The sequence below is a fragment of the Burkholderiales bacterium genome (genome assembly GCA_023511995.1).
Taxonomy (GTDB): Bacteria; Pseudomonadota; Gammaproteobacteria; order Burkholderiales; family Thiobacteraceae; genus Thiobacter.
In genome coordinates, this window is record JAIMAL010000002.1 from 59,398 (window position 1) to 83,942 (window position 24,545).

28 protein-coding genes are annotated in these 24,545 nt (G+C 65.4%); 8 read left to right on the plus strand and 20 right to left on the minus strand.

Annotated features, from left to right (window positions below):
• Positions 1-6: 6 nt before the first annotated feature.
• From K6T56_01780 to hisG, 10 genes are all read right to left on the minus strand, one after another.
• The gene (locus K6T56_01780; GenBank protein MCL6555071.1) at positions 7-345 is read right to left on the minus strand and encodes a histidine triad nucleotide-binding protein; all 339 of its coding nucleotides are present in this window, start codon (positions 343-345) and stop codon (positions 7-9) included.
• A 12-nt stretch (positions 346-357) separates the two neighbouring features.
• Positions 358-675, minus strand: a complete 318-nt coding sequence (locus tag K6T56_01785; GenBank protein ID MCL6555072.1) for a phosphoribosyl-ATP diphosphatase — start codon at positions 673-675, stop codon at positions 358-360.
• Entirely contained in the window at positions 672-1,058 is a 387-nt protein-coding gene (gene hisI / locus K6T56_01790) for a phosphoribosyl-AMP cyclohydrolase (protein ID MCL6555073.1), read from the minus strand. Before hisI ends, K6T56_01785 begins: the two co-directional genes overlap by 4 nt.
• A gap of 72 nt (positions 1,059-1,130) precedes the next feature.
• The gene (gene hisF, locus K6T56_01795) at positions 1,131-1,892 is read right to left on the minus strand and encodes an imidazole glycerol phosphate synthase subunit HisF (protein MCL6555074.1); all 762 of its coding nucleotides are present in this window, start codon (positions 1,890-1,892) and stop codon (positions 1,131-1,133) included.
• 57 nt (positions 1,893-1,949) lie between these two features.
• Positions 1,950-2,693 carry a 1-(5-phosphoribosyl)-5-[(5-phosphoribosylamino)methylideneamino]imidazole-4-carboxamide isomerase gene (gene hisA / locus K6T56_01800; protein MCL6555075.1) on the minus strand — a complete coding sequence of 248 codons (744 nt, stop codon included), beginning with the start codon at positions 2,691-2,693 and terminating at the stop codon, positions 1,950-1,952.
• Positions 2,694-2,703: 10 nt separating this feature from the next.
• Positions 2,704-3,384: an imidazole glycerol phosphate synthase subunit HisH gene (gene hisH / locus K6T56_01805; protein ID MCL6555076.1), complete on the minus strand. Its 681-nt coding sequence runs from the start codon at positions 3,382-3,384 to the stop codon at positions 2,704-2,706.
• A gap of 42 nt (positions 3,385-3,426) precedes the next feature.
• Positions 3,427-4,014 carry an imidazoleglycerol-phosphate dehydratase HisB gene (hisB, locus tag K6T56_01810; GenBank protein MCL6555077.1) on the minus strand — a complete coding sequence of 196 codons (588 nt, stop codon included), beginning with the start codon at positions 4,012-4,014 and terminating at the stop codon, positions 3,427-3,429.
• Positions 4,015-4,019: 5 nt separating this feature from the next.
• Positions 4,020-5,087 carry a histidinol-phosphate transaminase gene (hisC, locus tag K6T56_01815; protein MCL6555078.1) on the minus strand — a complete coding sequence of 356 codons (1,068 nt, stop codon included), beginning with the start codon at positions 5,085-5,087 and terminating at the stop codon, positions 4,020-4,022.
• 72 nt (positions 5,088-5,159) lie between these two features.
• Positions 5,160-6,464: a histidinol dehydrogenase gene (gene hisD, locus K6T56_01820; GenBank protein ID MCL6555079.1), complete on the minus strand. Its 1,305-nt coding sequence runs from the start codon at positions 6,462-6,464 to the stop codon at positions 5,160-5,162.
• A 14-nt stretch (positions 6,465-6,478) separates the two neighbouring features.
• Entirely contained in the window at positions 6,479-7,141 is a 663-nt protein-coding gene (gene hisG / locus K6T56_01825) for an ATP phosphoribosyltransferase (protein MCL6555080.1), read from the minus strand.
• Positions 7,142-7,267: 126 nt separating this feature from the next.
• Here hisG and K6T56_01830 point away from each other — a divergent pair, with 126 nt between their 5' ends.
• Positions 7,268-9,217, plus strand: a complete 1,950-nt coding sequence (locus tag K6T56_01830) for a sulfatase-like hydrolase/transferase (GenBank protein ID MCL6555081.1) — start codon at positions 7,268-7,270, stop codon at positions 9,215-9,217.
• 61 nt (positions 9,218-9,278) lie between these two features.
• Here K6T56_01830 and murA read toward each other — a convergent pair whose 3' ends face one another.
• The 10 genes from murA to K6T56_01880 form a co-directional block, all read right to left on the minus strand.
• Positions 9,279-10,544, minus strand: a complete 1,266-nt coding sequence (gene murA / locus K6T56_01835) for a UDP-N-acetylglucosamine 1-carboxyvinyltransferase (protein MCL6555082.1) — start codon at positions 10,542-10,544, stop codon at positions 9,279-9,281.
• A 56-nt stretch (positions 10,545-10,600) separates the two neighbouring features.
• Positions 10,601-10,837 carry a BolA family transcriptional regulator gene (locus K6T56_01840; GenBank protein ID MCL6555083.1) on the minus strand — a complete coding sequence of 79 codons (237 nt, stop codon included), beginning with the start codon at positions 10,835-10,837 and terminating at the stop codon, positions 10,601-10,603.
• A 4-nt stretch (positions 10,838-10,841) separates the two neighbouring features.
• Positions 10,842-11,594 carry an ABC transporter permease gene (locus K6T56_01845; GenBank protein ID MCL6555084.1) on the minus strand — a complete coding sequence of 251 codons (753 nt, stop codon included), beginning with the start codon at positions 11,592-11,594 and terminating at the stop codon, positions 10,842-10,844.
• On the minus strand, positions 11,591-12,616 hold the full coding sequence (locus K6T56_01850; protein ID MCL6555085.1) for an ABC transporter ATP-binding protein: 1,026 nt from the start codon (positions 12,614-12,616) through the stop codon (positions 11,591-11,593). The genes K6T56_01845 and K6T56_01850 overlap by 4 nt, the downstream gene beginning before the upstream one ends.
• On the minus strand, positions 12,499-12,789 hold the full coding sequence (locus K6T56_01855) for an STAS domain-containing protein (GenBank protein MCL6555086.1): 291 nt from the start codon (positions 12,787-12,789) through the stop codon (positions 12,499-12,501). Before K6T56_01855 ends, K6T56_01850 begins: the two co-directional genes overlap by 118 nt.
• Positions 12,789-13,403 carry an ABC transporter substrate-binding protein gene (locus tag K6T56_01860; protein MCL6555087.1) on the minus strand — a complete coding sequence of 205 codons (615 nt, stop codon included), beginning with the start codon at positions 13,401-13,403 and terminating at the stop codon, positions 12,789-12,791. Before K6T56_01860 ends, K6T56_01855 begins: the two co-directional genes overlap by 1 nt.
• 21 nt (positions 13,404-13,424) lie before the next feature.
• A complete protein-coding gene (gene mlaD / locus K6T56_01865) occupies positions 13,425-13,898 on the minus strand; it encodes an outer membrane lipid asymmetry maintenance protein MlaD (protein MCL6555088.1) in 474 nt (157 codons plus the stop codon).
• Between the two features lie 5 nt (positions 13,899-13,903).
• Positions 13,904-14,698, minus strand: a complete 795-nt coding sequence (gene mlaE, locus K6T56_01870; GenBank protein ID MCL6555089.1) for a lipid asymmetry maintenance ABC transporter permease subunit MlaE — start codon at positions 14,696-14,698, stop codon at positions 13,904-13,906.
• Positions 14,691-15,503: an ABC transporter ATP-binding protein gene (locus K6T56_01875; GenBank protein ID MCL6555090.1), complete on the minus strand. Its 813-nt coding sequence runs from the start codon at positions 15,501-15,503 to the stop codon at positions 14,691-14,693. Before K6T56_01875 ends, mlaE begins: the two co-directional genes overlap by 8 nt.
• A gap of 110 nt (positions 15,504-15,613) precedes the next feature.
• Positions 15,614-16,105, minus strand: coding sequence for a hypothetical protein (locus K6T56_01880; protein MCL6555091.1), 492 nt, complete (start codon positions 16,103-16,105; stop codon positions 15,614-15,616).
• 26 nt (positions 16,106-16,131) lie between these two features.
• Between K6T56_01880 and K6T56_01885 the strand changes: the two genes are divergently transcribed.
• The 7 genes from K6T56_01885 (at position 16,132) to K6T56_01915 (ending at position 24,545) form a co-directional block, all read left to right on the plus strand.
• Entirely contained in the window at positions 16,132-17,205 is a 1,074-nt protein-coding gene (locus K6T56_01885; GenBank protein ID MCL6555092.1) for an LLM class flavin-dependent oxidoreductase, read from the plus strand.
• Entirely contained in the window at positions 17,183-18,067 is an 885-nt protein-coding gene (locus tag K6T56_01890; protein MCL6555093.1) for an NAD-dependent epimerase/dehydratase family protein, read from the plus strand. Before K6T56_01885 ends, K6T56_01890 begins: the two co-directional genes overlap by 23 nt.
• Positions 18,064-18,780: an ABC transporter ATP-binding protein gene (locus K6T56_01895; GenBank protein MCL6555094.1), complete on the plus strand. Its 717-nt coding sequence runs from the start codon at positions 18,064-18,066 to the stop codon at positions 18,778-18,780. The genes K6T56_01890 and K6T56_01895 overlap by 4 nt, the downstream gene beginning before the upstream one ends.
• A gap of 102 nt (positions 18,781-18,882) precedes the next feature.
• On the plus strand, positions 18,883-20,328 hold the full coding sequence (locus tag K6T56_01900) for a sigma-54 dependent transcriptional regulator (GenBank protein ID MCL6555095.1): 1,446 nt from the start codon (positions 18,883-18,885) through the stop codon (positions 20,326-20,328).
• Positions 20,329-20,346: 18 nt separating this feature from the next.
• Positions 20,347-21,672: an AAA family ATPase gene (locus K6T56_01905; GenBank protein MCL6555096.1), complete on the plus strand. Its 1,326-nt coding sequence runs from the start codon at positions 20,347-20,349 to the stop codon at positions 21,670-21,672.
• A 33-nt stretch (positions 21,673-21,705) separates the two neighbouring features.
• Positions 21,706-23,460 carry a type II and III secretion system protein gene (locus tag K6T56_01910; GenBank protein ID MCL6555097.1) on the plus strand — a complete coding sequence of 585 codons (1,755 nt, stop codon included), beginning with the start codon at positions 21,706-21,708 and terminating at the stop codon, positions 23,458-23,460.
• Positions 23,457-24,545: a tetratricopeptide repeat protein gene (locus tag K6T56_01915; protein MCL6555098.1), complete on the plus strand. Its 1,089-nt coding sequence runs from the start codon at positions 23,457-23,459 to the stop codon at positions 24,543-24,545. The genes K6T56_01910 and K6T56_01915 overlap by 4 nt, the downstream gene beginning before the upstream one ends.

Consider the following 24,545-nt stretch of genomic DNA (forward strand, 5'->3'; position numbering starts at 1 on the left):
AAAAAATCAGATCTTGGGGATACGCTCGCCACCACCGAAAACGTGGAGGTGGAGGTGGAACACCTCCTGCCCGCCGCCGCGCCCGGTGTTGATCATGGTGCGAAAACCGTCAGTGAGACCATGCTCCCGGGCCAGGCGCGGCGCCAGAAGCAGCAGCTTGCCCAAGAGGGCCTGGTGTTCCGGGCCGCAGTCGGCGAGACTCGCCACGTGCGCCTTGGGAATCAGGAGCAGGTGCACCGGCGCGATGGGCCGGATGTCGTGGAAGACGAGCACCTCCTCGTCTTCATAGGCCTTGCGGCTTGGCAGTTCGCCGCGGACGATCTTGCAGAAAATGCAGTTTTCCATGAAGCCCTCCTTCTACTTTTGCCGGGCCGCTTTCTCCGCAAGGCCGGAGACGCCTTCCCGGCGGGCGAGTTCGGCGAGCACATCCTTAGGCCCCAGTCCCTGACTCGCCAAAAGGACCAGGGTATGGAACCACAAATCCGCCACCTCGTGCACGAGCTGCCCCTTGTCATTGCCCTTGGCCGCAATCAGGGTCTCGGCGGCCTCCTCGCCCACTTTCTTGAGGATGGCATCCAGCCCCCTGGCGTAGAGTTTGGCCACGTAGGAGGTTTCGGGATCGGCCCCTTTGCGCGCTTCCAGGGTGGCGGCAAGTCTCTCCAGGATGTCGTTCATCGGCGATAAATCTCCGCCGGGTCCTTGAGGACGGGCAGGGCCTCGGCCCAGTGGTCCCCTTCAAGCCGCCGGTAAAAACAACTGTGCCGCCCGGTATGGCAGGCGATGCCCCCGACCTGTTCCACGGTGAGCAGGATCACGTCGCCATCGCAATCGAGGCGGATGTCCTTCACCTTCTGCACATGGCCCGATTCCTCGCCCTTGTGCCACAGCCGGCCGCGGGAGCGGGACCAGTACACGGCCTCACCCGTGGCCACCGTCTGCCGCAGGGCTTCGCGGTTCATCCAGGCAAACATCAGCACATCCCCCGTGCCTGCCTCCTGGGCAATCACCGGCACTAGTCCCTCTTCGGTGAAACGGACTCCGTCAAGCCAGTCTGTCATGACATGCACCGCGCAACGTAAAAGACCCATTTTACACGCCGCGGCGCTGCCGCCGCGCAAGCGCCCCCGCCTTCAGAGCCGGACTTCGATCCCGTGGCGGGCGAGGTGTTCCTTGGCCTGGCGAATGGTGTATTCGCCGAAATGGAAAATGCTGGCGGCGAGCACCGCGTCGGCATGGCCTTCCAGGATGCCCGCCACCAGATGATCCAGATTGCCCACGCCACCGCTGGCGATGACGGGAATGTCCACCGCATCGGCCACGGTCCGGGTGAGGGCGAGGTCGAAGCCCTGCCGGGTGCCATCCCGGTCCATGGAGGTGAGCAAAATCTCGCCCGCACCGAGGGCCTCCACCTCCTTGGCCCAGGCCACCGCGTCGCGACCGGTGGGCCGGCGCCCCCCATGGGTGAAGACCTCCCACCGTCCCGGCGCCACCGCTTTGGCGTCGATGGCGACGACGATGCACTGGTTGCCGAAACGGGCCGCCGCCTCGCCCACCAGCGCCGGGTTCTGCACCGCCGAGGTGTTCATGGACACCTTGTCGGCGCCGGCGTGGAGCAGCCGGCGCACGTCTTCCACTGACCGCACCCCGCCGCCCACGGTGAGGGGGATGAAAACCTGTGAGGCCACCGCCTCCACCACGGAAAGGAGGATGTCCCGTTGATCGGCGCTTGCGGTGATGTCGAGGAAGGTGAGCTCGTCCGCCCCCTGCTCGTCGTAACGACGGGCAATCTCCACCGGATCCCCTGCGTCCTGGAGGTTGACGAAATTGACCCCTTTCACCACACGACCGGCGGTGACATCAAGGCAGGGAATGATGCGTTTGGCAAGGGCCATGGGACCGAAAGTGGAAGGAATGAAAAATGGCCTTGGCTCGCGGTGAGGTTTTCTGCCTCAGTTGCCCGTGAGTTCGTCGGCAAGCTTCTGCGCCGCGGCGAAATCCAAAGTGCCTTCGTAGATGGCGCGGCCGGTGATGGCCCCCATGATGCCTTCCCCTTCCACGGCGCACAGGGCGCGGATGTCATCGAGATTGGTGATGCCACCACTGGCGATGACGGGGATGGTGAGTGCCCGCGCCAGCCGCACCGTGGCTTCGATGTTGACGCCGGTGAGCATGCCGTCGCGGCCAATGTCGGTATAGATCACGGCTTCCACGCCATAGCCCTCGAATTTCCGCGCCAGGTCCACCACGTCGTGGCCGGTCATCTTGGACCAGCCCTCCACCGCCACCTTGCCATCGCGGGCATCCAGGCCGACGATGATGTGGCCCGGAAAGGCATCGCAGGCCTCATGGAGGAAGCCCGGGTTTTTCACTGCGGCGGTGCCGATGATGATGTAGCTCACGCCATCGTCCAGATAACGCTCGATGGTATCGAGATCGCGGATGCCGCCGCCCAGCTGGACGGGAATCTCGCCGCCGACCGCGTCGATGATGGCCTGGATCGCCTTTTCGTTCAACGGCCTGCCGGCGAAGGCCCCGTTGAGATCCACCAGATGCAGGCGGCGTGCGCCCTGCTCCACCCAGTGCCGGGCGACGGCGGCCGGATCGTCGGAGAACACGGTGGCGTTTTCCATCACGCCCTGCTTGAGACGGACACAGTGACCGTCCTTGAGGTCGATGGCGGGGATGATCAGCATGGCGGAACTCTCACAAACAGGCAGAAGAGGCGCAGGCGCCGGCATGGGTGGCACTGCCGTCCCAGGTGACGAAATTGCCGAGGAGGGTGAGACCGGCCGCCTGGCTCTTTTCCGGATGGAACTGCACGGCGAACACGTTTCCCCGGGCTACGGCACTGGTGAAAGGAAACGGATAGAGGGTGTAGCCAGCGATCAGATCGGGGCTTGCCGGCTCGCAGTAGAAGCTGTGCACGAAATAGAAGCGCGCCCCGTCATCAATGCCCGCCCACAGGGGATGGGGGGCCGCCTGATACACCTGGTTCCAGCCCATGTGCGGCACCTTGAGCTTGCCGCCTGCCGCATCGTGCATGGCCTCCAGGGGAAACCGCCGCACCCGCCCGGGCAGCACGCCAAGCCCGGGCGTGTCGCCTTCCTCCGAGTGCTCGAAGAGCATCTGCATGCCCAGGCAGATGCCGAGGAAGGGCTTGCTGCGCGCCGCCTCCACCACCGCCTGGCGCAGCCCGCGGGCCTCGAGCTCGCGCACACAGTCGGCGGCATGCCCCACGCCGGGGAAGACGACGCGGCCGGCGCGGCCAATCACCTCCGGATCACTGGTGATGCTGACGGTGGCATGGGGCGCCACGTGTTCCAGCGCCTTGGAGACGGAACGGAGGTTGCCCATTCCGTAGTCGATGACGGCGATGTCAGTCATAACATGCGATCGCTTCGCGAGCCACGACCCCGCGGTTTTGCGCTAGAGCGTTCCCTTGGTGGAAGGCATGATGCCCGCGGCGCGCGGGTCGGCTTCCACCGCCATGCGCAACGCCCGGCCGAAGGCCTTGAACACACTCTCCGCCTGGTGGTGGGCGTTGCTGCCGCGCAGGTTGTCCACGTGGAGGCTCAGCTGCCCGTGGTTGACGAAGCCCTGGAAAAATTCGCGGATGAGATCGACGTCGAATTCACCAATGCGGGCCCGGGTGAACGCCACCTCGTACACCAGGCCGGGACGGCCCGACAAATCCACCACTACCCGCGACAGGGCCTCGTCCAGGGGCGCATAGGCGTAGCCCATGCGCCGCAGGCCCTTCTTGTCGCCCAGGGCAGTGGCGAACACCTGACCGAGGGTGATGCCGACGTCCTCCACCGTGTGGTGGGCGTCGATATGCAAATCCCCTTGGGCCTCGACCTCGATGTCGAACAGACCATGGCGCGCCACCTGATCCAGCATGTGATCGAGAAAGGGCACGCCGGTGTGGAGCCTGGACTGGCCACTGCCGTCCAGGTTGATGCGCGCGAAGATGCGGGTCTCGAGGGTTTCGCGTTGGGTGGTGGCTTCGCGCATGATGTCTAGAGGAGCGTCTGCAGGCTTTGCAGGAACCGGCTGTTTTCCTCGGGCGTGCCCACCGTCACGCGCAGGCAGCCCGCAAGCAGGGGATGGGTGCGGTTCAGGTTCTTGATCAGGATGCCCTGTTGCTTCAATCCTTCGAAAATCCGCTCCGCGTCGGCAACGCGGAACAGGAGGAAATTCGCCTCACTCGGGTAAGGGGTCACACCGGGCAGGGCGGCAAGCGCCTTGAAAAGCCGGCCCCGTTCGTCACGGATGCGGGCTGCCTGTTCCGCAAGCACCCCCATCTCCCCCAGCACCCGCTCCGCCACCAGTTGGCTGAGTACGTTCACATTATACGGCAGGCGCACCTTGTCAAGTTCCCCGAGCCAGGCCGGCGCCCCCACCAGAAAACCCAGCCGCAGGCCGGCAAGCCCCAGTTTGGACAGGGTGCGCATGATGAGCAGGTTGGGGTAGCTGCCTAGGCGATCGAGGAAGCTTTTACCGGCGAAGACATGATAGGCCTCATCCACCACCACAAGCCCCGGCGCCGCCTCGAGGATGCGTAGGATATCTGCCTCGGCAAAGAGATTGCCGGTGGGATTGTTGGGATAGGCAATGAAAACCAGAGCGGGGCGATGTTCCTCGATCGCCGCCAGGGTAGCCTCCCCATCGAGGGTAAAATCCGGCTTGAGGGGCACGCCCACGTAGCGCAGACCGGCGAAAGTGGCGATCATGCGATACATGACGAAGGAAGGCTCGAAGCCCAGGAGGGTGGCCCCGGGACGCGCCACGGCAAGGGCGAGCATCTGGATGATCTCATCCGAGCCATTGCCCAGGAGGAGGTCGAAGCCGCCGGCGATACCCATGCTTTCCCGCAGTCGGGCTTTCAGCCGGGCGGCTGCCGCGTCCGGATAGCGGTTGATTTCCGCTTCCGCCACCAGTTGTCCGATTTCCCGGCGCAGCCCCTCCGGCAGACGGTAGGGGTTCTCCATGGCATCCAGCTTGATGAGGCCGGTGGCTTTAGGCACGTGATAGGCCGAAAGCGCCCGGATGTCGTCGCGGATGAGCTGCTCAGGGGTCAAAGGCATGGTTTTTCACGTCGGACCACAGAGAGGACAGGATGTCACACCCCTACGCCTCACTTTCGGGTCCAGGATTCTTCAGCGATGGGTAATCCGATACTCCGCCGACTTGGCATGCGCCGGTAGGCCTTCGCCGTAGGCCAGGGTGGCGGCGATACGGCCCAGGGTATTGGCACCCTCCGGCGACACCTGGATCAGACTGGAGCGCTTCTGGAAGTCATAAACCCCCAGGGGCGAGGAAAAACGGGCCGTGCGGGAGGTGGGCAGGACATGGTTGGGCCCGGCGCAATAGTCCCCCAACGCCTCGCAGGTGAGGCGCCCCATGAAGATGGCGCCGGCGTGGCGGATCTTGGCCGCCCACGTCTCCGCATCCGTCACCGACAGCTCCAGATGCTCCGGCGCGATGCGGTTGGCCAGCGCCACCGCCTCCTCCAGATCCCGCACCTCAATGAGCGCCCCGCGTCGCTCCAGGGAGGCGGTGATCACCTCCCGCCTCGGCATGTCCGGCAGCAGGCGCGCGATGGCCTCCGCTACCCGGTCGATGAAGGCGGCATCCGGGGAAAGCAGGATGGATTGTGCCAGCTCATCGTGCTCCGCCTGGGAGAAGAGGTCCATGGCGATCCACTCCGGCTCCGTCCGGCCGTCGCAGATGATGAGGATTTCCGAGGGTCCCGCCACCATGTCGATGCCCACCACGCCGAACACCCTGCGCTTGGCCGTGGCCACGTAGGCATTGCCCGGGCCGACGATCTTGTCCACCTGGGGAATGGTCTCGGTGCCGTAGGCGAGCGCCCCCACCGCCTGCGCACCGCCGATGGTGAACACCCGGTCCACGCCACAGACGGCGGCGGCGGCGAGCACGAGCTCGTTCACCACCCCGCCGGGGGTGGGCACCACCATGATGAGCTCGCCCACCCCCGCCACCTTGGCGGGGATGGCGTTCATGAGCACGGAGGAGGGATAGGCGGCCTTGCCCCCCGGCACATAGAGCCCCACCCGATCCAGCGCCGTGACCTGCTGGCCCAGCAGCGTGCCATCCGCCTCCCGGTAGGTCCAGGAGTGGAGGAGCTGCCGCTCGTGGTAGGCCCGCACCCGTTCGGCGGCGGTGGAAAGTGCCGCCCGCGTGTCCGGGGGAAGTGCTTCCAGGGCCTCAGCAAGACGCGGAGCGGGCAGTTCCAGGGCCGCCACCGAAGGCGCCGTCAAGCGGTCGAACTGCCGCGTATAGTCCAGCACCGCCGCATCACCCCGACTTTTCACATCCTCCAGGATGCGCGCCACGGTGGCCTCGATGGTGGCATCCTGGGCGCCCTCGAAGGCAAGCAGTTGGGCGAAGCGGGCTTCGAAATCGGCATCACGGGTGGAAAGGCGACGCAGTTTGAGCATGGTGTACCCCTGAATCAGGCGGGATTTTCCGTTTCGGACCTCACGGCTTGAGCGAAGGCATCGATGAGGGGCCGGATCTGCGCGTAGCGGAGCTTGAGCACCGCCTGGTTCACCACCAGGCGAGCGCTGATGGGCATGATCTCCTCCACCGCCACCAGCCGGTTGGCCCGCAGCGTGCTGCCCGTGGAGACGAGATCGACGATGGCGTCCGCCAGGCCCACCAGGGGGGCGAGCTCCATGGAACCGTAGAGCTTGATCAAATCCACGTGCACCCCCTTGCCGGCAAAATGCTCCCGCGCCGTCTTCACGTATTTGGTCGCCACCCGCAGCCGCGCCCCCTGGCGCACCCGGCCGGCGTAATCGAAGCCCTCCGGCACCGCCACCATCATACGACAGCGGGCAATCCCCAAATCGAGAGGCTGGTAGAGGCCGGTGCCGCCATGCTCCAGCAGCACGTCCTTGCCGGCGATCCCCAGGTCCGCCCCCCCGTGCTGCACATAGGTGGGCACATCGGTGGCCCGCACGATGATGAGGCGCACCTCTGGCTGGCTGGTGCCGATGATGAGCTTGCGCGAGGCTTCCGGGTCTTCGAGGGGCACGATGCCCGCCGCCTGCAGAAGCGGTGTGGTCTCCTCGAAGATGCGGCCCTTGGATAAGGCGATGGTGAGCTGGGACACGGTGGCGCTTCCAAAACGCTCATTGTAGCGGAGAACCGCCGCTGACCCCACGGGGCCGCCGCGCCCCCCTCTTAAGCCTTTGCCGACGCCGGCCGGCCCGCTATGATGTTGGATTTCCCGCCATCGATGATGCAAAGAATCCGCCTTCCCTCCCGGCTTGCCCCTGCCCTTGCGCTGGCGAGTTGCCTACTTTTCGTTTCCACGGCCACCCGCATCGCCCTGCTGTGGCAGGCGCGGGAAGGCGTGCCGCCGGGCCTTCTGCCCTATGTTGCCATTTTCGGCTTCGGCTTCCTCTACGACCTCGCCACTGCGGTGTATTTCGTCACGCCAGTGGTTCTGGCGCTGGCTGTCGTTCCTGACCGGCTCGCCCGCTGGCACACCTGGCGCGCGCTGGGGATGGTGGTGCTCTTCGTCCTGACTTTCCTCCTCATGCTCACCGCCGTGGCGGAATGGCTGTTCTGGGAAGAATTCGGCGCCCGGTTCAATTTCATCGCCGTCGATTACCTCATCTACACCCAGGAGGTGCTGGGCAATATCAAGGAGAGTTATCCCGTGGGGCACATCGTCGCCGGCGTGGCCTTCGCCGCCCTGGTGCCATGGCTTCTGCTGGGGCGGCGCGTCTATCGTGCGGCGGCGGCGCCGTGGCCGTGGCGGTCCCGCGCGGCCTGGCTCCTGGGTTCAGTCGGCCTGGTCCTCGCCTTCGCCGTGGGACTCGACCAGGAACTGAAGGACACCAGCCGCAGCGATACCGTCAATGAATTGGCGGGCAACGGGATTTATTCCTTCTTCGCCGCCAACCGGCGTAACGAGTTGGATTTCGAGCGCTTCTACGCCGCCCTGCCGCGCGCCGAGGCCTATGCCATCACCCGCGCCGTGCTGGCCGCCGACGGCGGGGTCTGGCTGCCGCAGGCGGCGGGCGGGGTGACGCGCTTTTTCCCCGGCGACGGGCCGCGGCGTCTGAATGTCGTCCTGGTCAGCATCGAAAGCCTGGGTGCCGAGTTCCTCGGCAGTTATGGCGACCGGCGTGGCTTGACGCCGGTGTTGGATCGCCTGGCGCAGGAGAGTCTGTGGTTCGCCAATGCTTATGCCACCGGCAACCGGACGGTGCGCGGGCTGGAGGCGCTCTCTTTGGCGCTGCCGCCGACACCCGGCCAGTCCATCGTGCGCCGGCCCCACAACGAGCATCTGTTTTCCCTCGGCGCGGTCCTGGAGGATCTCGGCTACGACGTTTACTTCGCCTACGGGGGCTACGGTTATTTCGACAACATGAATGCCTTCTTCGCCCGCAATGACTACCACGTCTTCGACCGCACCGACATGGCCCCGGAACGCATCGGCTTCGCCAATGTGTGGGGGGTGGCCGATGAATATCTCTTCGATGAAGCCCTGCGCGTCCTCGACCACGCCGCGGAAAAAGCGCGCCGCAGCGGTGCCTGGCGGCCCTTTTTCATGCATATCATGACCACCAGCAACCACCGGCCTTACACCTATCCCGCAGGCCGCATCGACATTCCCTCCGGCTCTGGGCGCGAGGGGGCCGTCAAGTACGCGGATTGGGCAATTGGCCACCTGCTTGCCGAAGCGCGCAAACGGCCGTGGTTCGACGACACCCTCTTCGTCATCACCGCCGACCACGGCGCCAATGCCCGGGGAACCCTCGAAATCCCGGTGGACAAGTATCGCATTCCGGTCTTCTTCTACTCGCCCAAGCACGTTGCCGCGCAGCGGGTGGACCGGCTGATGTCGCAGATCGACATTCCCCCCACCCTGCTTGGCCTGCTGGGTGTGAGCTACTTTGGCAAGTTCTTCGGGCGCGACATGCTGCACGCGCCAGCCGGGGGCGACCGGGCCTTCGTCGCCAACTACCAGACCCTGGGTTATCTCAAGGACGACAAATTGGTGGTGCTGCGACCCCGCCGCCAAGTGAGTGTCTTCCGCCTCGACGCCCGTGGCCTGCCCGCTTCCCCCATCGAGGACCCCGCCCTGGCACGCGAAGCCATCGCCCTTTACCAGAGCGCCGCCCGCGTCTTTCGCGAAGGTCTTTATACGGACGATGAGCAGCGACCGCCGCGTTGACAGGCGTAAGGCGTCAGGCAGCAGGAATCAGGGATCAGAGAAGCGGTTTTCCCCTGAGCTTTCAGCGCACGCGCCGGATGCGCGCGCCCAGGCGGGAGAGTTTTTCCTCGATGGCCTCGTAGCCCCGGTCGAGGTGGTAGATGCGGTCGATGAGGGTTTCGCCTTCAGCCACCAGGCCGGCAATCACCAGGCTCGCCGAGGCGCGCAGGTCGGTGGCCATGACGGCGGCACCGGTGAGACGCTCCACCCCCTCCACCACCGCCTGGTTGCCATCGATACGGATGTTGGCCCCCAGCCGTTTGAGCTCCACGGCGTGCATGAAGCGGTTTTCGAAAATGGTTTCGCGAATCACCGCCGTGCCGCGGGCAATGGTGTTGATGGCCATGAACTGCGCCTGCATGTCGGTGGGAAAGGCGGGATAGGGCGCGGTGCGCACGGAGACGGCTTCCAACTTGGCCGGCGCTTTCAGCCGGATGGCTTCATGCTGGGGCGATTTCTCCGTGGTGATTTCGCAGCCGGCATCCATCAGCTTGTCGATGACGGCGTCGAGATAGGTGGCCGAGGTGTGGGTGAGGCGGATTTCGCCCCCCGTGGCGGCGGCGGCGCAGAGATAGGTACCGGTTTCGATGCGGTCGGGCATGATGCGGTGGCTTGCGCCATGCAACCTTTCGACGCCGCGGATGCGGATGACGTCGGTGCCCGCGCCGGTGATGTGAGCGCCCATGCTGGAAAGACACTGGGCGAGATCGACCACTTCGGGCTCGCGGGCCGCGTTTTCGATCACCGTTTCCCCCTCGGCCAGCGTGGCCGCCATCATCAGGTTTTCCGTACCGGTGACCGACACCAGGTCCATGAAAATGCGCGCGCCCCGCAGGCGGTCGGCGCGGGCGACGATATAGCCGTGTTCGATGCGGATGTCGGCGCCCATCGCCTGCAAGCCCTTGATGTGCAGGTCCACCGGACGTGAGCCGATGGCGCACCCCCCGGGCAGGGACACCCGCGCTTCGCCGAAACGGGCGAGAAGCGGCCCCAGCACGAGGATGGAGGCGCGCATGGTCTTCACCATTTCGTAGGGTGCCTCCCGTTGGCGGATGTCGCTGGCGCAGACACTGACCCCCATTTTTTCGTCCACCGTCACCTGCATGCCCATGCGCGCCAGAAGGGTCAGCATGGTGGTCACGTCCCGCAGATGGGGAACGTTGGTGAGGGTGAGGGTGTCAGGGGTGAGCAGGGCGGCGCAGAGGATGGGCAGGGCCGCATTCTTGGCACCGGAGATGCGCACCTCGCCGGAAAGGGGCACGCCGCCCTGGATGAGAAGTTTGTCCATGATTGCGTTCGCTTATGACCAGGGGGTGCCGCCCTTGGCCGGTGGGGGAAACAAGGCTAGCGCTGCGCCCAGTCTTCCGGGGTGAAGGTTTTCATGGAAAGGGCGTGGATTTCCTCGCGCATCCTGTCCCCCAGAGCGGCATAGACGGCCTGGTGCTGCTGCACCCGGTTCTTGCCCCGGAAGAGGGGGCTCACGATCACTGCCTCGAAATGATGGCCATCCCCGCGCACCTCCACGTGATCACAGGGCAGCCCCTCACGGATGTATTGCTCGATCTGTTCCGGTGTCACCATGGGGTCAGTAGCGAAGCTTGTAACCCGATCTCAGCAATTGCAGGGTGATCAATGATAAGACCAAACAGGCGGCCGCGACAATGAACAAGCTGGTCAGCGGCGGCACGTCGGATACGCCGAAGAAGCCGAAACGAAAACCATCGACCATGTAAAAGAAGGGGTTGAAATGGGACAGCGCCTGCCAGAAGGGAGGCAGGGAGTGGATGGAATAGAAGACCCCGGCAAGGAAGGTGAGAGGCATGATGATGAAGTTCTGGAAGCCGGCCATCTGGTCGAATTTCTCCGCCCAGATCCCCGCCACTACGCCCAGTGCCCCCATCAGGGCGCTGCCCAGCAGGGCGAACACCAACGCCCAGCCGGGATGCAGAAGGGGCACCGGCGTAAACCAGGTGGCCACGCCCAGCACACCCAGGCCCACCACCACGCCGCGCACCATGGAGGCCAGCACATAGGCGAGGAAGAATTCCAAATAGGAGATGGGCGGCAGCAAAACGAAAACGATGTTGCCGGTGATCTTGGACTGGATGAGGCTCGAGGAACTGTTGGCAAAGGCATTCTGCAGCACCGACATCATGGCAAGCCCCGGAATGAGAAAAGCGGTATAGGGCACGCCGGGATAGACCTCGTGTCGGGAGAGCACGTGGGAGAAGATGAGGAGATAGAGCAGGGCCGTGATGATGGGGGCGAGGATGGTCTGCAGAAAGACCTTCCAGAAACGCAGCAGTTCCTTGTAGAAAAGGGTGAGGAAGGAGGTCATGCTTCGCTTTGCATGAGGTGCAAAAAGACTTCCTCCAGATCCGGCTTGACCAGATCCAGTTCCGCAATGGTGGCGCCCTCGGTGCGCAGGGTGCAAAGGAGCTGCTCCAGCTCCGCCATGTCGTTGAGCCGCACTGTGTAGCGGTCGCCCTGCCTCACCACGCTGCCTGCCAGGGTGTCAGGCAGACGACCTGCGCGCAGGGTGAAGGTGGCGTATTTTTCGGTGAAGCGGGCGAGAAGATTTTCCTTGGTATCGAGGGCGATGATGCGCCCCTGCTTGAGCATGGCGATGCGGTTGCACAGTGCCTCCGCCTCCTCCAGGTAATGGGTGGTGAGGAGGATGGTATGCCCCTCCTGGTTGAGCTGCTGGATGAATTGCCACAGGCTTTGCCGCAACTCCACGTCCACGCCCGCGGTCGGCTCATCGAGAATGATCACCGGGGGTTTGTGCACCAGGGCCTGGGCAACCAGCACGCGCCGTTTCATGCCCCCCGAAAGACGCCGCATGTTGGTGTCGGCCTTGTCGGCAAGGCCGAGGCCGGCAAGCAGTTGGTCGATCCACGCGTCATTCCGCCGCAGGCCGAAATAGCCGGACTGGATGGTGAGCGTTTCCCGTACCGTGAAGAAGGGGTCGAAGACCAGTTCCTGGGGCACCACACCGAGGGCACGGCGTGCTGCGCGGTAGTCCGCCACCACGTCGTGGCCCATGACGCGGGCGGTGCCGGCGGTGGCGCGGGCAAGCCCCGCGATAATGTTGATGAGCGTGGATTTGCCTGCCCCATTGGGGCCCAGCAGCGCGAAGAACTCGCCCTGCTCCACCTTGAGGTCCACCCCGCGCAGGGCTTCGAGTGCCCCGAAGCGCTTGTGGACGCCGCAGACCTCGAGGGCGGGCTGCACGGCGGCTTCTACTCCGCTTCGGGCAGCAGGTCGGTGACACCGTAGAGGGCGGCCAGGCTTTTCAGGCTTGCGGGCAGATGGGCAAAGCGCAGGCGCATGCCCCGACGGGCGGCCTGGCGCTGCCATTCCAGCAGCAGGCTCACGGCGGAGGAATCCACCTCCGTCACCCCGGCGAGGTCAATGCAGTGGATGTCCTGGCCAAAAAGAGGCGCCGCCTCCGCCAGGAGCGCCGGCACGTTGGACATCTGCACCGGGCCGTCCAGCTTCAGGCACGACCCTTCCCGACGCACGGCGCCCATCAGTTCTTCTGGGTGGGCTGACCCACCTGGGCGTTCTTCGCCGCCAGGGTCTGTATCAGCCTCTCCACGCCACCCTGCTGGATTTCCTGGGCAAAGCTGGAACGGTAATTCACCACCAGGCTCACCCCCTCCACCGTGATGTCGTACACCTTCCAGCCATCGGGTGTCCTCACCATCTGATAGTCGATGGGGATCGGCTGCCGGCCCGGCTCGATGACCACCGTCTTCACCGTGACATCGGTGTCATTGGGCCCGATGCGCAGGGGTTTGTACTCGATGGTCTGGTTTTTGTAGTTGGCAAGCGACATGGCATAGGTACGCACCAGCAGATCGCGGAATTCCCGGGTGAGGCGCTGCTGCTGCTCGGGCGTCGCGTCCTTCCAGTAGCGCCCGACCGCAAGCCGCGTCATGCGCGTGAAATCGAAATGGGGTAGCACCTTGGCATCCACCAGGGCGTAGATTTTCTTCGCATCCCCCTTCTGGATGTCCTTGTCCGTCTTGAGAATGGCGATGACCTCGCTTGCCACCGACTTGACAAGCTCGTCCGGCGGCATCGCGTTGGCGTAAGTGGTCAGGGGAGCGATCAGGAAAAGGAAAAGCAGCAGTTTTTTCATGGTCTGGTCCTCATTGCCGGATCATTTTTTCTCGCCGTTTCCCTCGGCCGCCTTGGAGTAGAGGAACTGGCCGATCAGGTTTTCCAGCACCACTGCGGACTGGGTGCGGGCGATCTTGTCACCATCCGCCAAGTTGTCCGGATCCCCGCCGGGGTCGAGGCCGATGTACTGCTCCCCCAGAAGCCCCGAGGTGAGGATTTTGGCGAAGGTGTCCTTGGGAAACTGGTAACGCTTGTCCACGTGGAACGTCACCTTGGCGCGGAAAGTCTGATTGTCGAACTGGATGTCGCTCACCCGCCCCACCACCACGCCCGCGCTCTTCACCGGCGCGCGCACCTTGAGGCCACCGATGTTTTCGAACTCCGCCCACAGGGTGTAGGTTTCATTGTGGTTGAAGGTGCCCAGATTGCCCACCTTGAAGGCGAGCACCAGCAGGGCGGCGATACCAGCCACCACGAAGGCGCCCACCCACAAATCCAGCGTCGTGCGTTCCATTCTCCCTATACCCCCCGAAACATGAATGCGGTCAAGACGAAATCCAACCCGAGCACGGCCAGCGAAGACGTCACCACGGTGCGCGTGGTGGCGTGGGAGACACCTTCCGCCGTGGGTGGCGCATCGTAACCCTCGAAGAGGGCGATGGCGGTGACGGCGACGCCGAACACCACGCTCTTGATCACGCCATTGACGATGTCCTGGCGGAAATCCACCGCCGCCTGCATCTGGGACCAGAACTGCCCTTCGTCCACGCCGATCAACACCACCCCCACCAGGTAGCCGCCGAAGACACCGATGGCGGAGAACAGGGCGGCAAGCAGGGGCATGGAGATGACTCCGCCCCAGAAGCGCGGCGCCACCACCCGGGCAATGGGATCGACCGCCATCATCTCCATGGCTGAAAGCTGCTCGGTGGCCTTCATCAAACCGATTTCCGCAGTGATGGCGGACCCCGCGCGGCTGGCGAAGAGCAGCGCCGCCAGCACCGGCCCCAGCTCCCGCACCAGCGACAGGGCCACCAGCGTGCCCAGCGCCGACTCGGAGCCGTATTTCTGCAGGGTTTCATAACCCTGCAGGCCCAGCACCATGCCCACGAACAGCCCCGACACCAGAATGATGATCAGGGACAGCACGCCACTGAAGTAGATTTCCTTGATCGTGAGATGGAAACGGCGGAAGCTTGCCCCCGAGTGGAAAAGCGTGGCGACGAAGAAACGCGCCGCATAGCCCAGACGCCAGACGGCATCCACCACCCGGTGGCCAATCCCCCGCACGGTGCTGACCAGGCGCTCAGGCATGGGCGACCTCCACTTCAAGATCGGCGCCATAGGGGGCGGCGGGGTAATGGAAGGCCATCGGCCCATCGATCTCACCATGCACGAACTGGTGGACGAAGGGCGTGTCGGAATGGCGGATTTCCTCCGGCGTGCCCTGCGCGATCACCACGCCATCCGCCATGAAATAGATGTAGTCCACGATCCGCAGCGACTCCTGAACGTCATGGGTGACGATGATGGAGGTGGCCCCCAGCGCGTCGTTGAGGCGGCGCACCAGATTGCCGATGACACTCATGGAAATCGGGTCCAGGCCGGTGAAGGGTTCGTCGTACATGATGAGCATGGGATCGAGGGCAAGGCACCGTGCCAGCGCCACCCGCCGCGCCATGCCCCCGGAGAGCTCCGCCGGACGCATGTTCCACACCGCGTGCAGGCCCACCGCATGCAGCTTCATCATCACCAGGTCGCGGATGAGGGACTCCGGCAGCCGGGTGTGCTCCCGCAGCGGAAAAGCCACGTTGTCGAACACGGTCATGTCCGTGAACAGCGCCCCGAACTGGAACAACATGCCCATGCGACGACGCAGGGCGAACACCCCCTCGCGATCCAACGCACTGGTCACCTGACCGTCCACCACCACCTGGCCGCTGGTGGGCAGAATCTGCGCCCCGATCAGGCGCAAAAGCGTCGTCTTGCCGCAGCCGGACAGGCCCATGATGGCCACCACCTTGCCGCGCGGGATGTCCATGTTGATGCCCTTGAGCACCGGCCGCACGTCGTAGGTGAAATTCACGTCCCGGATTTCGATCAGGTTCTCGGAAGCCATGAATGTGCGCCAAAATCGCGGCATTCTACCCGAAACGTCGGTCTTCGGCCAGACAGAAACAGCACTGGTGACAGGACACCGTCATCCCCCGGGTGTGACGCCAGCACACGTCAATACCCCAGCACCTCCAGCAGGGTGCGCACCTGCACTAGGCTCGCAAGATCGGCATCGAGGGAGAGCAGGTAAAGCCTGTGGTTGCCGGCGAAAGCCTCCTTCGCCTTGGCCTGAAGGCGTGCGGCGAGGTCTTTCAGGTCGGTGCCGGCATCAAACCAGAGGAGAAAATCCCGTGTTTCGGCGGTGAGGAGCACGGCCCGCTCGCCCAAAGCGGCGATGCGCTCGTAGTCCCCCTGATCGGGCGCGCGCGGCGGATGCTCGAGGAGGAAACGGAAACGCTCCAGGGTCTCTTCGGCCCACGACGCCACCGTCGGCAGCGGGGCGTGGGCCCACAGGGGATAGGGCAGAAAGACGCAATCGAACTGGGTGTTGTAGTAGGCAAGCCGCCATTCCTCCGGCAGGTCTTCCGGGTAGAAGGGACCCACCCACTGGGGATGATCCCAGCCGATCGCACCGAGGGCGCAGAAATGTGTCGCCGCATGTGTCATAGGGTAGGATTATCCCCCACACGGGCATGCACTTCGATCTCTTTCATGAGCTGGCCATGCCACCGCAGCTTGGCCGCAGCGAAACCCAGGCGGTGGCGGACTGGCTTTGCGAGCTGGAACTCGCGGACACGCTGGGCTTCCGCTGCGCCTGGCTGCCGGAGCATCACTTCAGCGGCGACTATTCCCATTGCGCTGCGCCCGATCTTCTGCTGGCCGCGGCGAGCACCCGCACCCGCCGGCTGCGTCTGGGTCTGGCGGTGATCCCGCTTCCCCTCCATCACCCGGTGCGCGTGGCGGAACGGGTGGCGACCCTCGATGTGCTCTCCGGCGGCCGCCTCGAGGTGGGTATTGGGCGCGGTTTTTCGCCCCTGGAGTACGCGGTATTCGGCGCCGATCAGAAAAACAGCCGCGCCATCATGACGGAGGCCTTGGCACTGCTGCGCGCGAGTTTCCGCCGCGAGCCGGTGCGGCTCGTAAGCGGCGAGACGGTCAACATCCTGCCCAAGCCGGTGCAGGCGGCACCGCCCCTGTGGGCGGCGGCGGTGAGCCCCGAGGGTTTCGCCTGGGCGGCCGACCAGAAGCTGCCCGTGCTTGCCGGGCCCTTCAAACCGTGGTTCATGACCCGCGCCGACCTCGCCGCCTATCGCGCAGCCTGGCCCCCTTCCACGCCGCCTTCCATCGGTCTTGCCCTGGGCATTTTCTGTCTGCGCGATGGGCGTCGGGCGCGCAGGCTCGCCGCGCCCGCCTTCGAGTGGTTCTACCGTGAGCTCTTCCGCGTCACCGCCCCGGTGCTTGAGCGCCTCTACCCGGGCTATGAACATTTCGCAAGCCTTGGCCGCTTCCGTCACCTCCTGCGGCTGGGCGTCAATCTGCGTTTCCTCACCACCTTCGGCATGGCTGTCGTCGGCTCCCCCGAGGAATGCGTGGAGGCGCTCGGCAAATACCGCGAGGCGGGCGTCACCCATCTGCTGTGTGCGGTGGGGGCGGGTGCCTTGCCCACCGACCTGGTGCGGGAATGCCTGCACGTGCTCGCCGAGGAGGTGATGCCCCATTTCGCCGTGGGGGATGGGCCTGATCATGCGGGTTCTGCTCACCGGTAGCGCCTCGCATCTCGCCCGGGTCCTGCTGCCGCGCCTCTGTGCAGCGCCCTGGGTGGAGGCGGTGGTGGGCTGCGATGTGCGCCCGACGCCCTTTCGCCATGCCAAGCTCATTGCCCACCGCCTGGATATCCGGGAGGCAGGCTTCGAGGGGCTCATCGCGGGCTGCGATGCGCTGGTGCATCTGGCCTTCGTCGTGCTGCGCGGGCGGCTCGATGCGCCAAGCATGCGCGCGGTGAACGTGGAAGGCACCCGGCGGGTGTTCACCCTGGCCGCCGAACGGGGAGTACAACGGCTCGTGCACCTGTCCAGCGCCGCCGTCTATGGCGGGGGCGAGAATCTCACCGAAGCCGCGCCGCTCGCTCCCCTGCCGGGTTTTCTCTATGCCCACCACAAGGCGGAAGTGGAGGCCTGGCTCGCCGCCACGCTGCCGCAGGTGGTGCGCCTGCGCCCCCACGCCATTCTCGGCCCCCATTGCCAGCCCCTGCTGGCAACGCTGCTCAGGCTGCCCCTTGGTGTGAAGGTGTCCGGCCCAGCGCCGCGCCTGCAATGCGTGCACGAAGAGGACGTGGCAGACGCCATCCTCGCCGCCCTTGAGCGGCCAGTGGCTGGTCCCTTCAACCTCGCTGCGCCCGGCAGCTTCACCCTCGATGCGCTGCCCGGGCGTCGCCTGCCGCTGCCCTTTTTCCTCGCCCGGGGTCTGTTGTCCACCGCCTGGCGCCTCACCGGTTTCGGTGGCGAGCCCGGGTGGCTGGCGGGGCTGCGCCATTCCCTCACCCTCGACTGCAGCCGCGCCCACACCGAGCTTGGCTGGCAGCCCCGGCACGACGTGACGGCGATCCTCGGTGCTATGATCCCCCCATGACCGATGCCGCCATCGAGCTCACCGAAGTGCGCAAGTCCTACGGCCCGGTGGCCGCCCTTTGCGGCATTTCCCTCACCGTGCCGCAGGGGGTCGCCTTCGGCCTGGTGGGGGCCAACGGTGCGGGCAAGACCACCCTCATCAAATGCATGCTGGATTTCGTGCACTTGGATGGTGGCACCATCCGCCTGCTGGGCGTGACACACCGCTCGGTCGCCGCCCGCCGGCCGCTCGCCTATCTGCCGGAAAATTTCTTGCCTTTCCACCATCTCACCGGACGCGAGTTCCTGCGCTACCTGCAGACCCTGCGCGGGGAGCCTTATTCGGAAGAGGAGATCCGCGCCTACTTTAGCGCCCTCGACTTCGACCCCGCCGCGCTTGACCGGCTGGCCCGCACCTACTCCAAAGGCATGACGCGCAAACTGGGGCTTGCCGCCTGTCTTGCCAGCCGGGCGCGTCTGTTTGTCCTCGACGAACCCATGAGCGGGCTGGACCCGAAGGCGCGAGCGCTCCTCAAACGGGAGCTTGCAGCCCTCACCGCGGCGGGCAGAACGGTGTTCATGAGCACCCATAGCCTCGCCGACGTGGAGGAATTGTGCGCCGCCATGGCCATCCTCCATGATGGCCGTCTGCGCTTTGCCGGCACCCCCGCCGCCTGCCGCGAGCAGTTTGCAAGCCCGACGCTGGAGGAAGCCTATCTTGCCGCAATCGGCTGAAGGCGCAGCCGGCCGGCTTGGTTTTGCCGGCGCCCTTCTGGCAAAATGGGCAAAAAAGCAGAATTCCCAATTGGGCGCAGAGGCAGTTTTCGTAGGAGTGCCATGACCACGCCGCAAGACGAAAAACCTGCTCTGCTGATCGTCGATGACGATCCTCTGATCAGTGAAACCCTGAGCTTCGTGCTCGCGCGCAAGTTCCGCGTCTATACCGCCGATTCGCGGGCGCGCGCCCAGGTCCTGTTGCAGGAGCTGGAATCCCCGCCTGAACTCGCGCTGGTGGACCTGGGTCTGCCGCCGCTTCCCCATCTGCCGGACGAAGGCTTTCACCTCATTTCCGAGCTGCTCGCCTATTCGCCGGACATCAAAATCCTGGTCCTGTCGGGGCAGAACGACGAGGCCAACGCCCGCCATGCGCGCACCCTGGGCGCCATCGATTTCATCGCCAAACCCTGCGACCCCGACGTCCTCACCCGGCACCTGGAACGGGCCCTCGAGGCGCGGCGTGCCGAGGTGGCGGCGGAAGCGGCGGCGGAAAGCGATGCCACCTGCGGCATCGTCGGCGAAAGTCCCCCGGTGGCCAAGCTGCGGCAGCAGATCGCCCAGTTCGCGGATTCCCCCTTCCCCGTGCTCATCGAAGGCGAATCCGGCAGCGGCAAGGAACTGGTCGCCGCCTGCCTGCACCGGCTGAGCAGTCGCCGCAGGAAGCCCTTCCTCGCCCTGAACTGCGCGGCCATCTCGCCCACCCTGGTGGAGCCCACCCTCTTCGGTTACAGCAAGGGCGCATTCACCGGCGCCCAGACCGCGCGCTCTGGCTATTTCGAGGATGCCAGCGACGGCACGCTGTTTCTGGACGAGATCGGCGAGCTGCCCTTCGAGTTGCAGGCGAAACTGCTGCGCGTTTTGGAAAATGGCGAATTCCAGAGGGTGGGCGAAACCCAGACCCGGCATTCCAATGCGCGCATCGTCGCCGCCACCAATCGCGACCTGCGAGCGGAAATCCGCGCCGGACGTTTCCGCGCCGATCTCTACCATCGCCTGTCGGTGTTCACCATCGATGTGCCTCCCCTGCGGGAGCTGGGCGAGGACAAGCTGGCGCTGCTCGACCATTTCCGCAATTTCTACGCCCGTCAGGCCAAGGTGGAACCCTTCGAACTGGACAAGCAGGCCACGGCGCGCTGGATGAGCTACCCCTTCCCGGGCAACGTGCGCGAGCTGCGCAACATCGTCATCCGGCTCACAACCAAGTATGGGGGCCAACGGGTCAGCGCCGAAGCCCTCGAGGACGAGCTGGACAGCGAAATCCACGTGCCCGATCCCCTGGCCGCCCTCACCCGCGGCGAGGCCGTGGAGGAAATGGCGCGCAAGCACCTGTCAAGCACCACCCACTTCAACCTGGACCAGACCCTCAAGCAGTGGGAAAAGGCCTACGTGGAAGCGGCGCTCAAGATCACCCACGGCAATCTGAGCCAGGCCGCGAAACTGCTGGGGGTGAACCGCACCACGCTCTACAGCCGCATGCAGTCCTACGAAAACGCGGCCCGCGAATAGGGGGAAGGCAGCCTTCGCGTGTATCTCGAGTTTTTCGGTCTCAGAGAACCCCCCTTCCGCATCACGCCCAATCCGGATTTCTTTTTCCCGGGGGGCAACCGCGGCGCCATCCTCGATGCCCTGATCTACGCTGTCACCCATGGCGAAGGCATCGTCAAGGTGATCGGCGAGGTGGGCAGCGGCAAGACCATGCTTTGCCGCATGCTGGAGGCAAGCCTCCCCGCCACCGTGGATACCGTCTATCTCGCCAACCCCAGCATGGGGCCGGAGGAGATCCTGCATGCCATCGCCCTCGATCTGCAGCTTCCGGTGGCGGCGGAGGCGCCCCGCCTGCAGGTCATGCAAGCCCTCCACGAGCATCTCCTGAAACGCCACGGCGAAGGCCGGCAGGTCGTTCTCTTCGTCGAGGAGGCGCAGGCCATGCCGCTGCCCACCCTGGAGGAGATTCGGCTCCTGTCCAATCTGGAGACACGCCACCACAAGCTTCTCCAGATCGTCCTCTTCGGCCAGCCGGAGCTCGATGAGCTGCTCACCGACCCGGCTATCCGCCAACTGCGGGAGCGCATCGTGCACAGCTTCCACCTCGATCCCCTGAATGCCGTGGACACCCGCGCCTACCTCAATTTCCGCATGCGGCAGGCGGGCTACAAGGGACCGGATGTATTCAGCGCCGGCGCTGTGCGGGAAATCGCGCGCGCCTCGCTGGGGCTCACCCGACGCATCAACATCATCGCCGACAAGGCCCTGCTGCTCGCCTACACCGAGCGCACCCATGAGGTGACGGCGCGCCACGTGCTCGCCGCCGCCAGGGATTCGGAGTTCATCGATTTCAGCCGGCCGCAACCGGCGCGGCCGTGGCGGGGCTTGCTTCTCCTCCTTTGCGGGGGGCTTGTCGGTTTCGCCCTCGCCCGGCTGTGGCCGCCCGCGCCGGCCCGCCCGGCACCCGCCGCCCCCCTGGCCGTGCCCGCGCCAAGCCCTGCACCGCCGCCGGCCCCGGCGGCCAAACCCGCGGGCCTTGCCGAGCAGCGCTTCGCCGCCACCGAGGCGTGGCTTGCCAGCGCCCCCGAAGACACCTTCAGCATCCATATCCAGCTCATCCATGCCACCCAGCCGGAAAAGCTCGAGCGCTATCTCCAGGAACTTGGCAAACTCGTTGAAATAGAGAGGGTTTTTGTGTACCGTACACGAGCGGGTGGCAAACCCGCCGTCAGTGTCCTCTACGGCAGTTTTGCCAGTCGGGCCGCCGCGCAGGAGGCCATGCAGAACCTGCCCGCCTCCCTTCGCGCCCAGCGCCCTTATCTGCGCAGCGTGCGCGGTGTGCGATTGGAGCTTAGCCAACGTTGAAGGCAGCCCGCCGGGGCGGAGAGGAAAACCATCGTGTGGCGCCCAATCATCGCTGCGATTCCCCCCCTCTGGCTCACTTTGGCCCTGCTGGGCCTGGCCGGCTGTGCCGATTCCCCCCGCATCCCCCTCTCACCGGGGCACATCAGCACTCCGGCCACCCCGGCCGCGAGCGACATTCCCGCGCCGGTCACCGCGCCGCCGCAGTTGCCACCGCCCAAGGCCGCAGCCAAGGCACCCACTTACAGCGTGGTGGTCACCGAGGTGCCGGTGAAGGAACTCCTCTTCGCCCTGGCCCGGGATACCCAGCTCAACATCGACGTCCATCCCAACATCCAGGGTGTTGTCACCCTCAACGCCATCAACGAAACGCTGCCGGCCATCCTCGACCGCATCGCCAATCAGGCGAACATCCGTTACCGCCTCGAAGGCAAAACCCTGATCGTCGAGCCCGACGCCCCCTACCTCAAGGCCTATCGCGTCGATTACGTGAATCTGAGCCGCAAGACCACCTCCAGCATCGGCGTCTCCGCACAGGTGGCCACGACCGGCGGCGGCACCGGTGCCGGTGCCGGAGCCGCGGCGGGGAGCAATGCTTCCAGCACCACCGTCACCACCACTTCCAACAATGAGTTCTGGGAGGTGCTTGCCGCCAACATCCGCGACATCCTGCGCACCACCCGCGCCGCCGTCCTCACCGCGGAGGAACGCAATGCGCGGGTGGAGGCATTGCGGGCGGCGCGGGAGGAGCGTCTCCAGCAGGCCGCGGCGGTGGCGCGGGCCGGTCAGGCGGCCCCCACGCTGTTCAAGGAGGTATTCGGCCAGGGCGCGCAGGCGCCACTCGAGGAGCGCAAGGACGACGTCATCGTCAACCCCGTGGGGGGTACCGTGCTGGTGATGGCCACGGAAGCGCAGCACAAGCTGGTGCAGCAGTATCTGCAAGGCGTGCAGGCGGCGGCCAACCGGCAGGTGCTCATCGAAGCCACCATCGTCGAGGTGACCCTGAAGGACGAATTCAGCGCCGGCATCGATTGGCAGCGGGCGCTCACCAGCGGCGCGGGGGCCGGCTTCTTTTTCAGCACCACGCCCAATCTCGCTGTCGCCTCGCCCTTTTTCACCCTCACCTACCGCAACACCAACCGCGACTTCACCGCGGCGGTGAAGTTGTTGGAATCCTTCGGTGAGGCGCGGGTGTTATCCAGCCCCAAACTCATGGTGCTCAACAACCAGACCTCCATGCTCAAGGTGGTGGACAACCTGGTGTATTTCTCGGTCGATGTGCAACAGGGGGCGCAGACCACGGGTGGGGTGATCGTCCAGCCCACCTTCACCACCACCGCCCATACCGTCCCGGTGGGGGTCATCATGGCGGTGACGCCGCAAATCAACGCCAATGGGCGGGTGACGCTGGTGGTGCGCCCCACCATCACGCGCAAGGCAGATGTGGCGCTGGACCCCAATCCGGAGCTGGCCAAGGTCAACGTGAAAAACGAAGTGCCGGTGATCCAGGTGCGGGAGATGGAATCCGTGCTGCAGGTGGCGAGTGGGGAAACCGTGGTGCTGGGCGGACTCATGCAGGATGACAGCGCGAAAAACCGCGACGGTCTGCCCGGGCTCACGGAAAATCCCCTCACCAACTTCCTCGTCGGCAAACGGGATCGCAAGGTCAAACAGACCGAGCTGGTGATCTTCCTGCGGCCGACGGTGATCGACCATCCCAGCCTCACCAGCAGCGAGCTTTCCTTCTACCGCCGCTACCTGCCCAAGGCCGAAGAATCGCCCAAGCCATGAGCCTGCTCATCAAGGCCCTGCAGAGTGTGGAGCGCAAACCCGCCGCAGAAAAAACGGCCGACTGGCAACTTGCCCCCAGGGAAGACGCCCCGGCGCGTCCCGCCCAGGCGGCGGCGGAACTGATGCGCAGCCGCGAGGATCACCCTGAGAACCGGCGGCTGATGATCCTCCTTGCGCTGCTCGTCACTGTTGTGCTGGGCATGGGGGGCTATTTCTACGTGGCCATCTATATGCCCTGGCTTTTCCTGCCGAAGCCCCCGGCGGCCCCTGTCCCGCCGCCCACGGCTTCCAGCGCCGCGCCTGTCACCTCCCCGGCGGTGCCCGTCACCTCCCCCGCCGGACCCATCGCACCGCTGGCGGTTGCAGCGGCCTCCCCTCGTCCGCATCCACCCGCCCCGCCCCAGGTCTTGCCCCAGGCGCCCAGCCAGCCCGGCCCCGCGGTGCGTCCCGTGGCGGGGCAGCCGGCGAAGACCCAAAGCGCCGAGGCGGCCTGGCTCAAACCCGTGCGCAACGCCACCACCCCCTCCGCCGTGAATGAGGCCTATGCCCTGCTCAAGGCGGGGCGCCACGCCGAAGCCCAGGCCGCCTACGAGAAACTCGCCCTCACCGAACCAGACAATCCGGATGTCTGGCTGGGACTGGCGGTGCTGGCCGACACCGCCCACCGCCACGAGGACGCAGCCCGTCTCTACGCGCGGGTGCTGGAGAAGGACAGCCGCAACGCCTACGCCCAGGCGGCGCTCATTGCCCTTCTCGGCCGCAGCGAGCCTTTGGCGGCGGAAGCCCGCCTGCGCGCCCTGATCGCCGAGCAGCCGGCCGCCTATCTCCATTTTGCCCTGGGCAATCTGCTCGCCGGCCAGGGGCGCTGGCGTGAGGCGCAACAGGCCTATTTCGAGGCCCAGCGCCTGGACAGCGAAGTGGCCGATTACGCCTTCAACCTCGCCGTCAGCCTGGAACATCTGGGCGAGGCCAAAGCCGCCGCCGATTATTACCGCCGCGCCCTGACGCTCGCGGAAAAACACGGCGGCGCCCATTTCGATCCCGCCCAGGCGAGAAGCCGCCTGGAGCGACTCGCCAGCCCTTAA

Bases quoted from the DNA above. Each gene is read 5' to 3' on its own strand.
- K6T56_01780 (MCL6555071.1), bottom strand. From the start codon at position 345: ATGGAAAACTGCATTTTCTGCAAGATCGTCCGCGGCGAACTGCCAAGC.
- K6T56_01785 (MCL6555072.1), bottom strand. From the start codon at position 675: ATGAACGACATCCTGGAGAGACTTGCCGCCACCCTGGAAGCGCGCAAA.
- hisI (MCL6555073.1), bottom strand. From the start codon at position 1,058: ATGACAGACTGGCTTGACGGAGTCCGTTTCACCGAAGAGGGACTAGTG.
- hisF (MCL6555074.1), bottom strand. From the start codon at position 1,892: ATGGCCCTTGCCAAACGCATCATTCCCTGCCTTGATGTCACCGCCGGT.
- hisA (MCL6555075.1), bottom strand. From the start codon at position 2,693: ATGCTGATCATCCCCGCCATCGACCTCAAGGACGGTCACTGTGTCCGT.
- hisH (MCL6555076.1), bottom strand. From the start codon at position 3,384: ATGACTGACATCGCCGTCATCGACTACGGAATGGGCAACCTCCGTTCC.
- hisB (MCL6555077.1), bottom strand. From the start codon at position 4,014: ATGCGCGAAGCCACCACCCAACGCGAAACCCTCGAGACCCGCATCTTC.
- hisC (MCL6555078.1), bottom strand. From the start codon at position 5,087: ATGCCTTTGACCCCTGAGCAGCTCATCCGCGACGACATCCGGGCGCTT.
- hisD (MCL6555079.1), bottom strand. From the start codon at position 6,464: ATGCTCAAACTGCGTCGCCTTTCCACCCGTGATGCCGATTTCGAAGCC.
- K6T56_01830 (MCL6555081.1), top strand. From the start codon at position 7,268: ATGATGCAAAGAATCCGCCTTCCCTCCCGGCTTGCCCCTGCCCTTGCG.
- murA (MCL6555082.1), bottom strand. From the start codon at position 10,544: ATGGACAAACTTCTCATCCAGGGCGGCGTGCCCCTTTCCGGCGAGGTG.
- K6T56_01840 (MCL6555083.1), bottom strand. From the start codon at position 10,837: ATGGTGACACCGGAACAGATCGAGCAATACATCCGTGAGGGGCTGCCC.
- K6T56_01845 (MCL6555084.1), bottom strand. From the start codon at position 11,594: ATGACCTCCTTCCTCACCCTTTTCTACAAGGAACTGCTGCGTTTCTGG.
- K6T56_01850 (MCL6555085.1), bottom strand. From the start codon at position 12,616: ATGGCAGCGCCAGGCCGCCCGTCGGGGCATGCGCCTGCGCTTTGCCCA.
- K6T56_01855 (MCL6555086.1), bottom strand. From the start codon at position 12,789: ATGGGCGCCGTGCGTCGGGAAGGGTCGTGCCTGAAGCTGGACGGCCCG.
- K6T56_01860 (MCL6555087.1), bottom strand. From the start codon at position 13,403: ATGAAAAAACTGCTGCTTTTCCTTTTCCTGATCGCTCCCCTGACCACT.
- mlaD (MCL6555088.1), bottom strand. From the start codon at position 13,898: ATGGAACGCACGACGCTGGATTTGTGGGTGGGCGCCTTCGTGGTGGCT.
- mlaE (MCL6555089.1), bottom strand. From the start codon at position 14,698: ATGCCTGAGCGCCTGGTCAGCACCGTGCGGGGGATTGGCCACCGGGTG.
- K6T56_01875 (MCL6555090.1), bottom strand. From the start codon at position 15,503: ATGGCTTCCGAGAACCTGATCGAAATCCGGGACGTGAATTTCACCTAC.
- K6T56_01880 (MCL6555091.1), bottom strand. From the start codon at position 16,105: ATGACACATGCGGCGACACATTTCTGCGCCCTCGGTGCGATCGGCTGG.
- K6T56_01885 (MCL6555092.1), top strand. From the start codon at position 16,132: ATGCACTTCGATCTCTTTCATGAGCTGGCCATGCCACCGCAGCTTGGC.
- K6T56_01890 (MCL6555093.1), top strand. From the start codon at position 17,183: ATGCGGGTTCTGCTCACCGGTAGCGCCTCGCATCTCGCCCGGGTCCTG.
- K6T56_01895 (MCL6555094.1), top strand. From the start codon at position 18,064: ATGACCGATGCCGCCATCGAGCTCACCGAAGTGCGCAAGTCCTACGGC.
- K6T56_01900 (MCL6555095.1), top strand. From the start codon at position 18,883: ATGACCACGCCGCAAGACGAAAAACCTGCTCTGCTGATCGTCGATGAC.
- K6T56_01915 (MCL6555098.1), top strand. From the start codon at position 23,457: ATGAGCCTGCTCATCAAGGCCCTGCAGAGTGTGGAGCGCAAACCCGCC.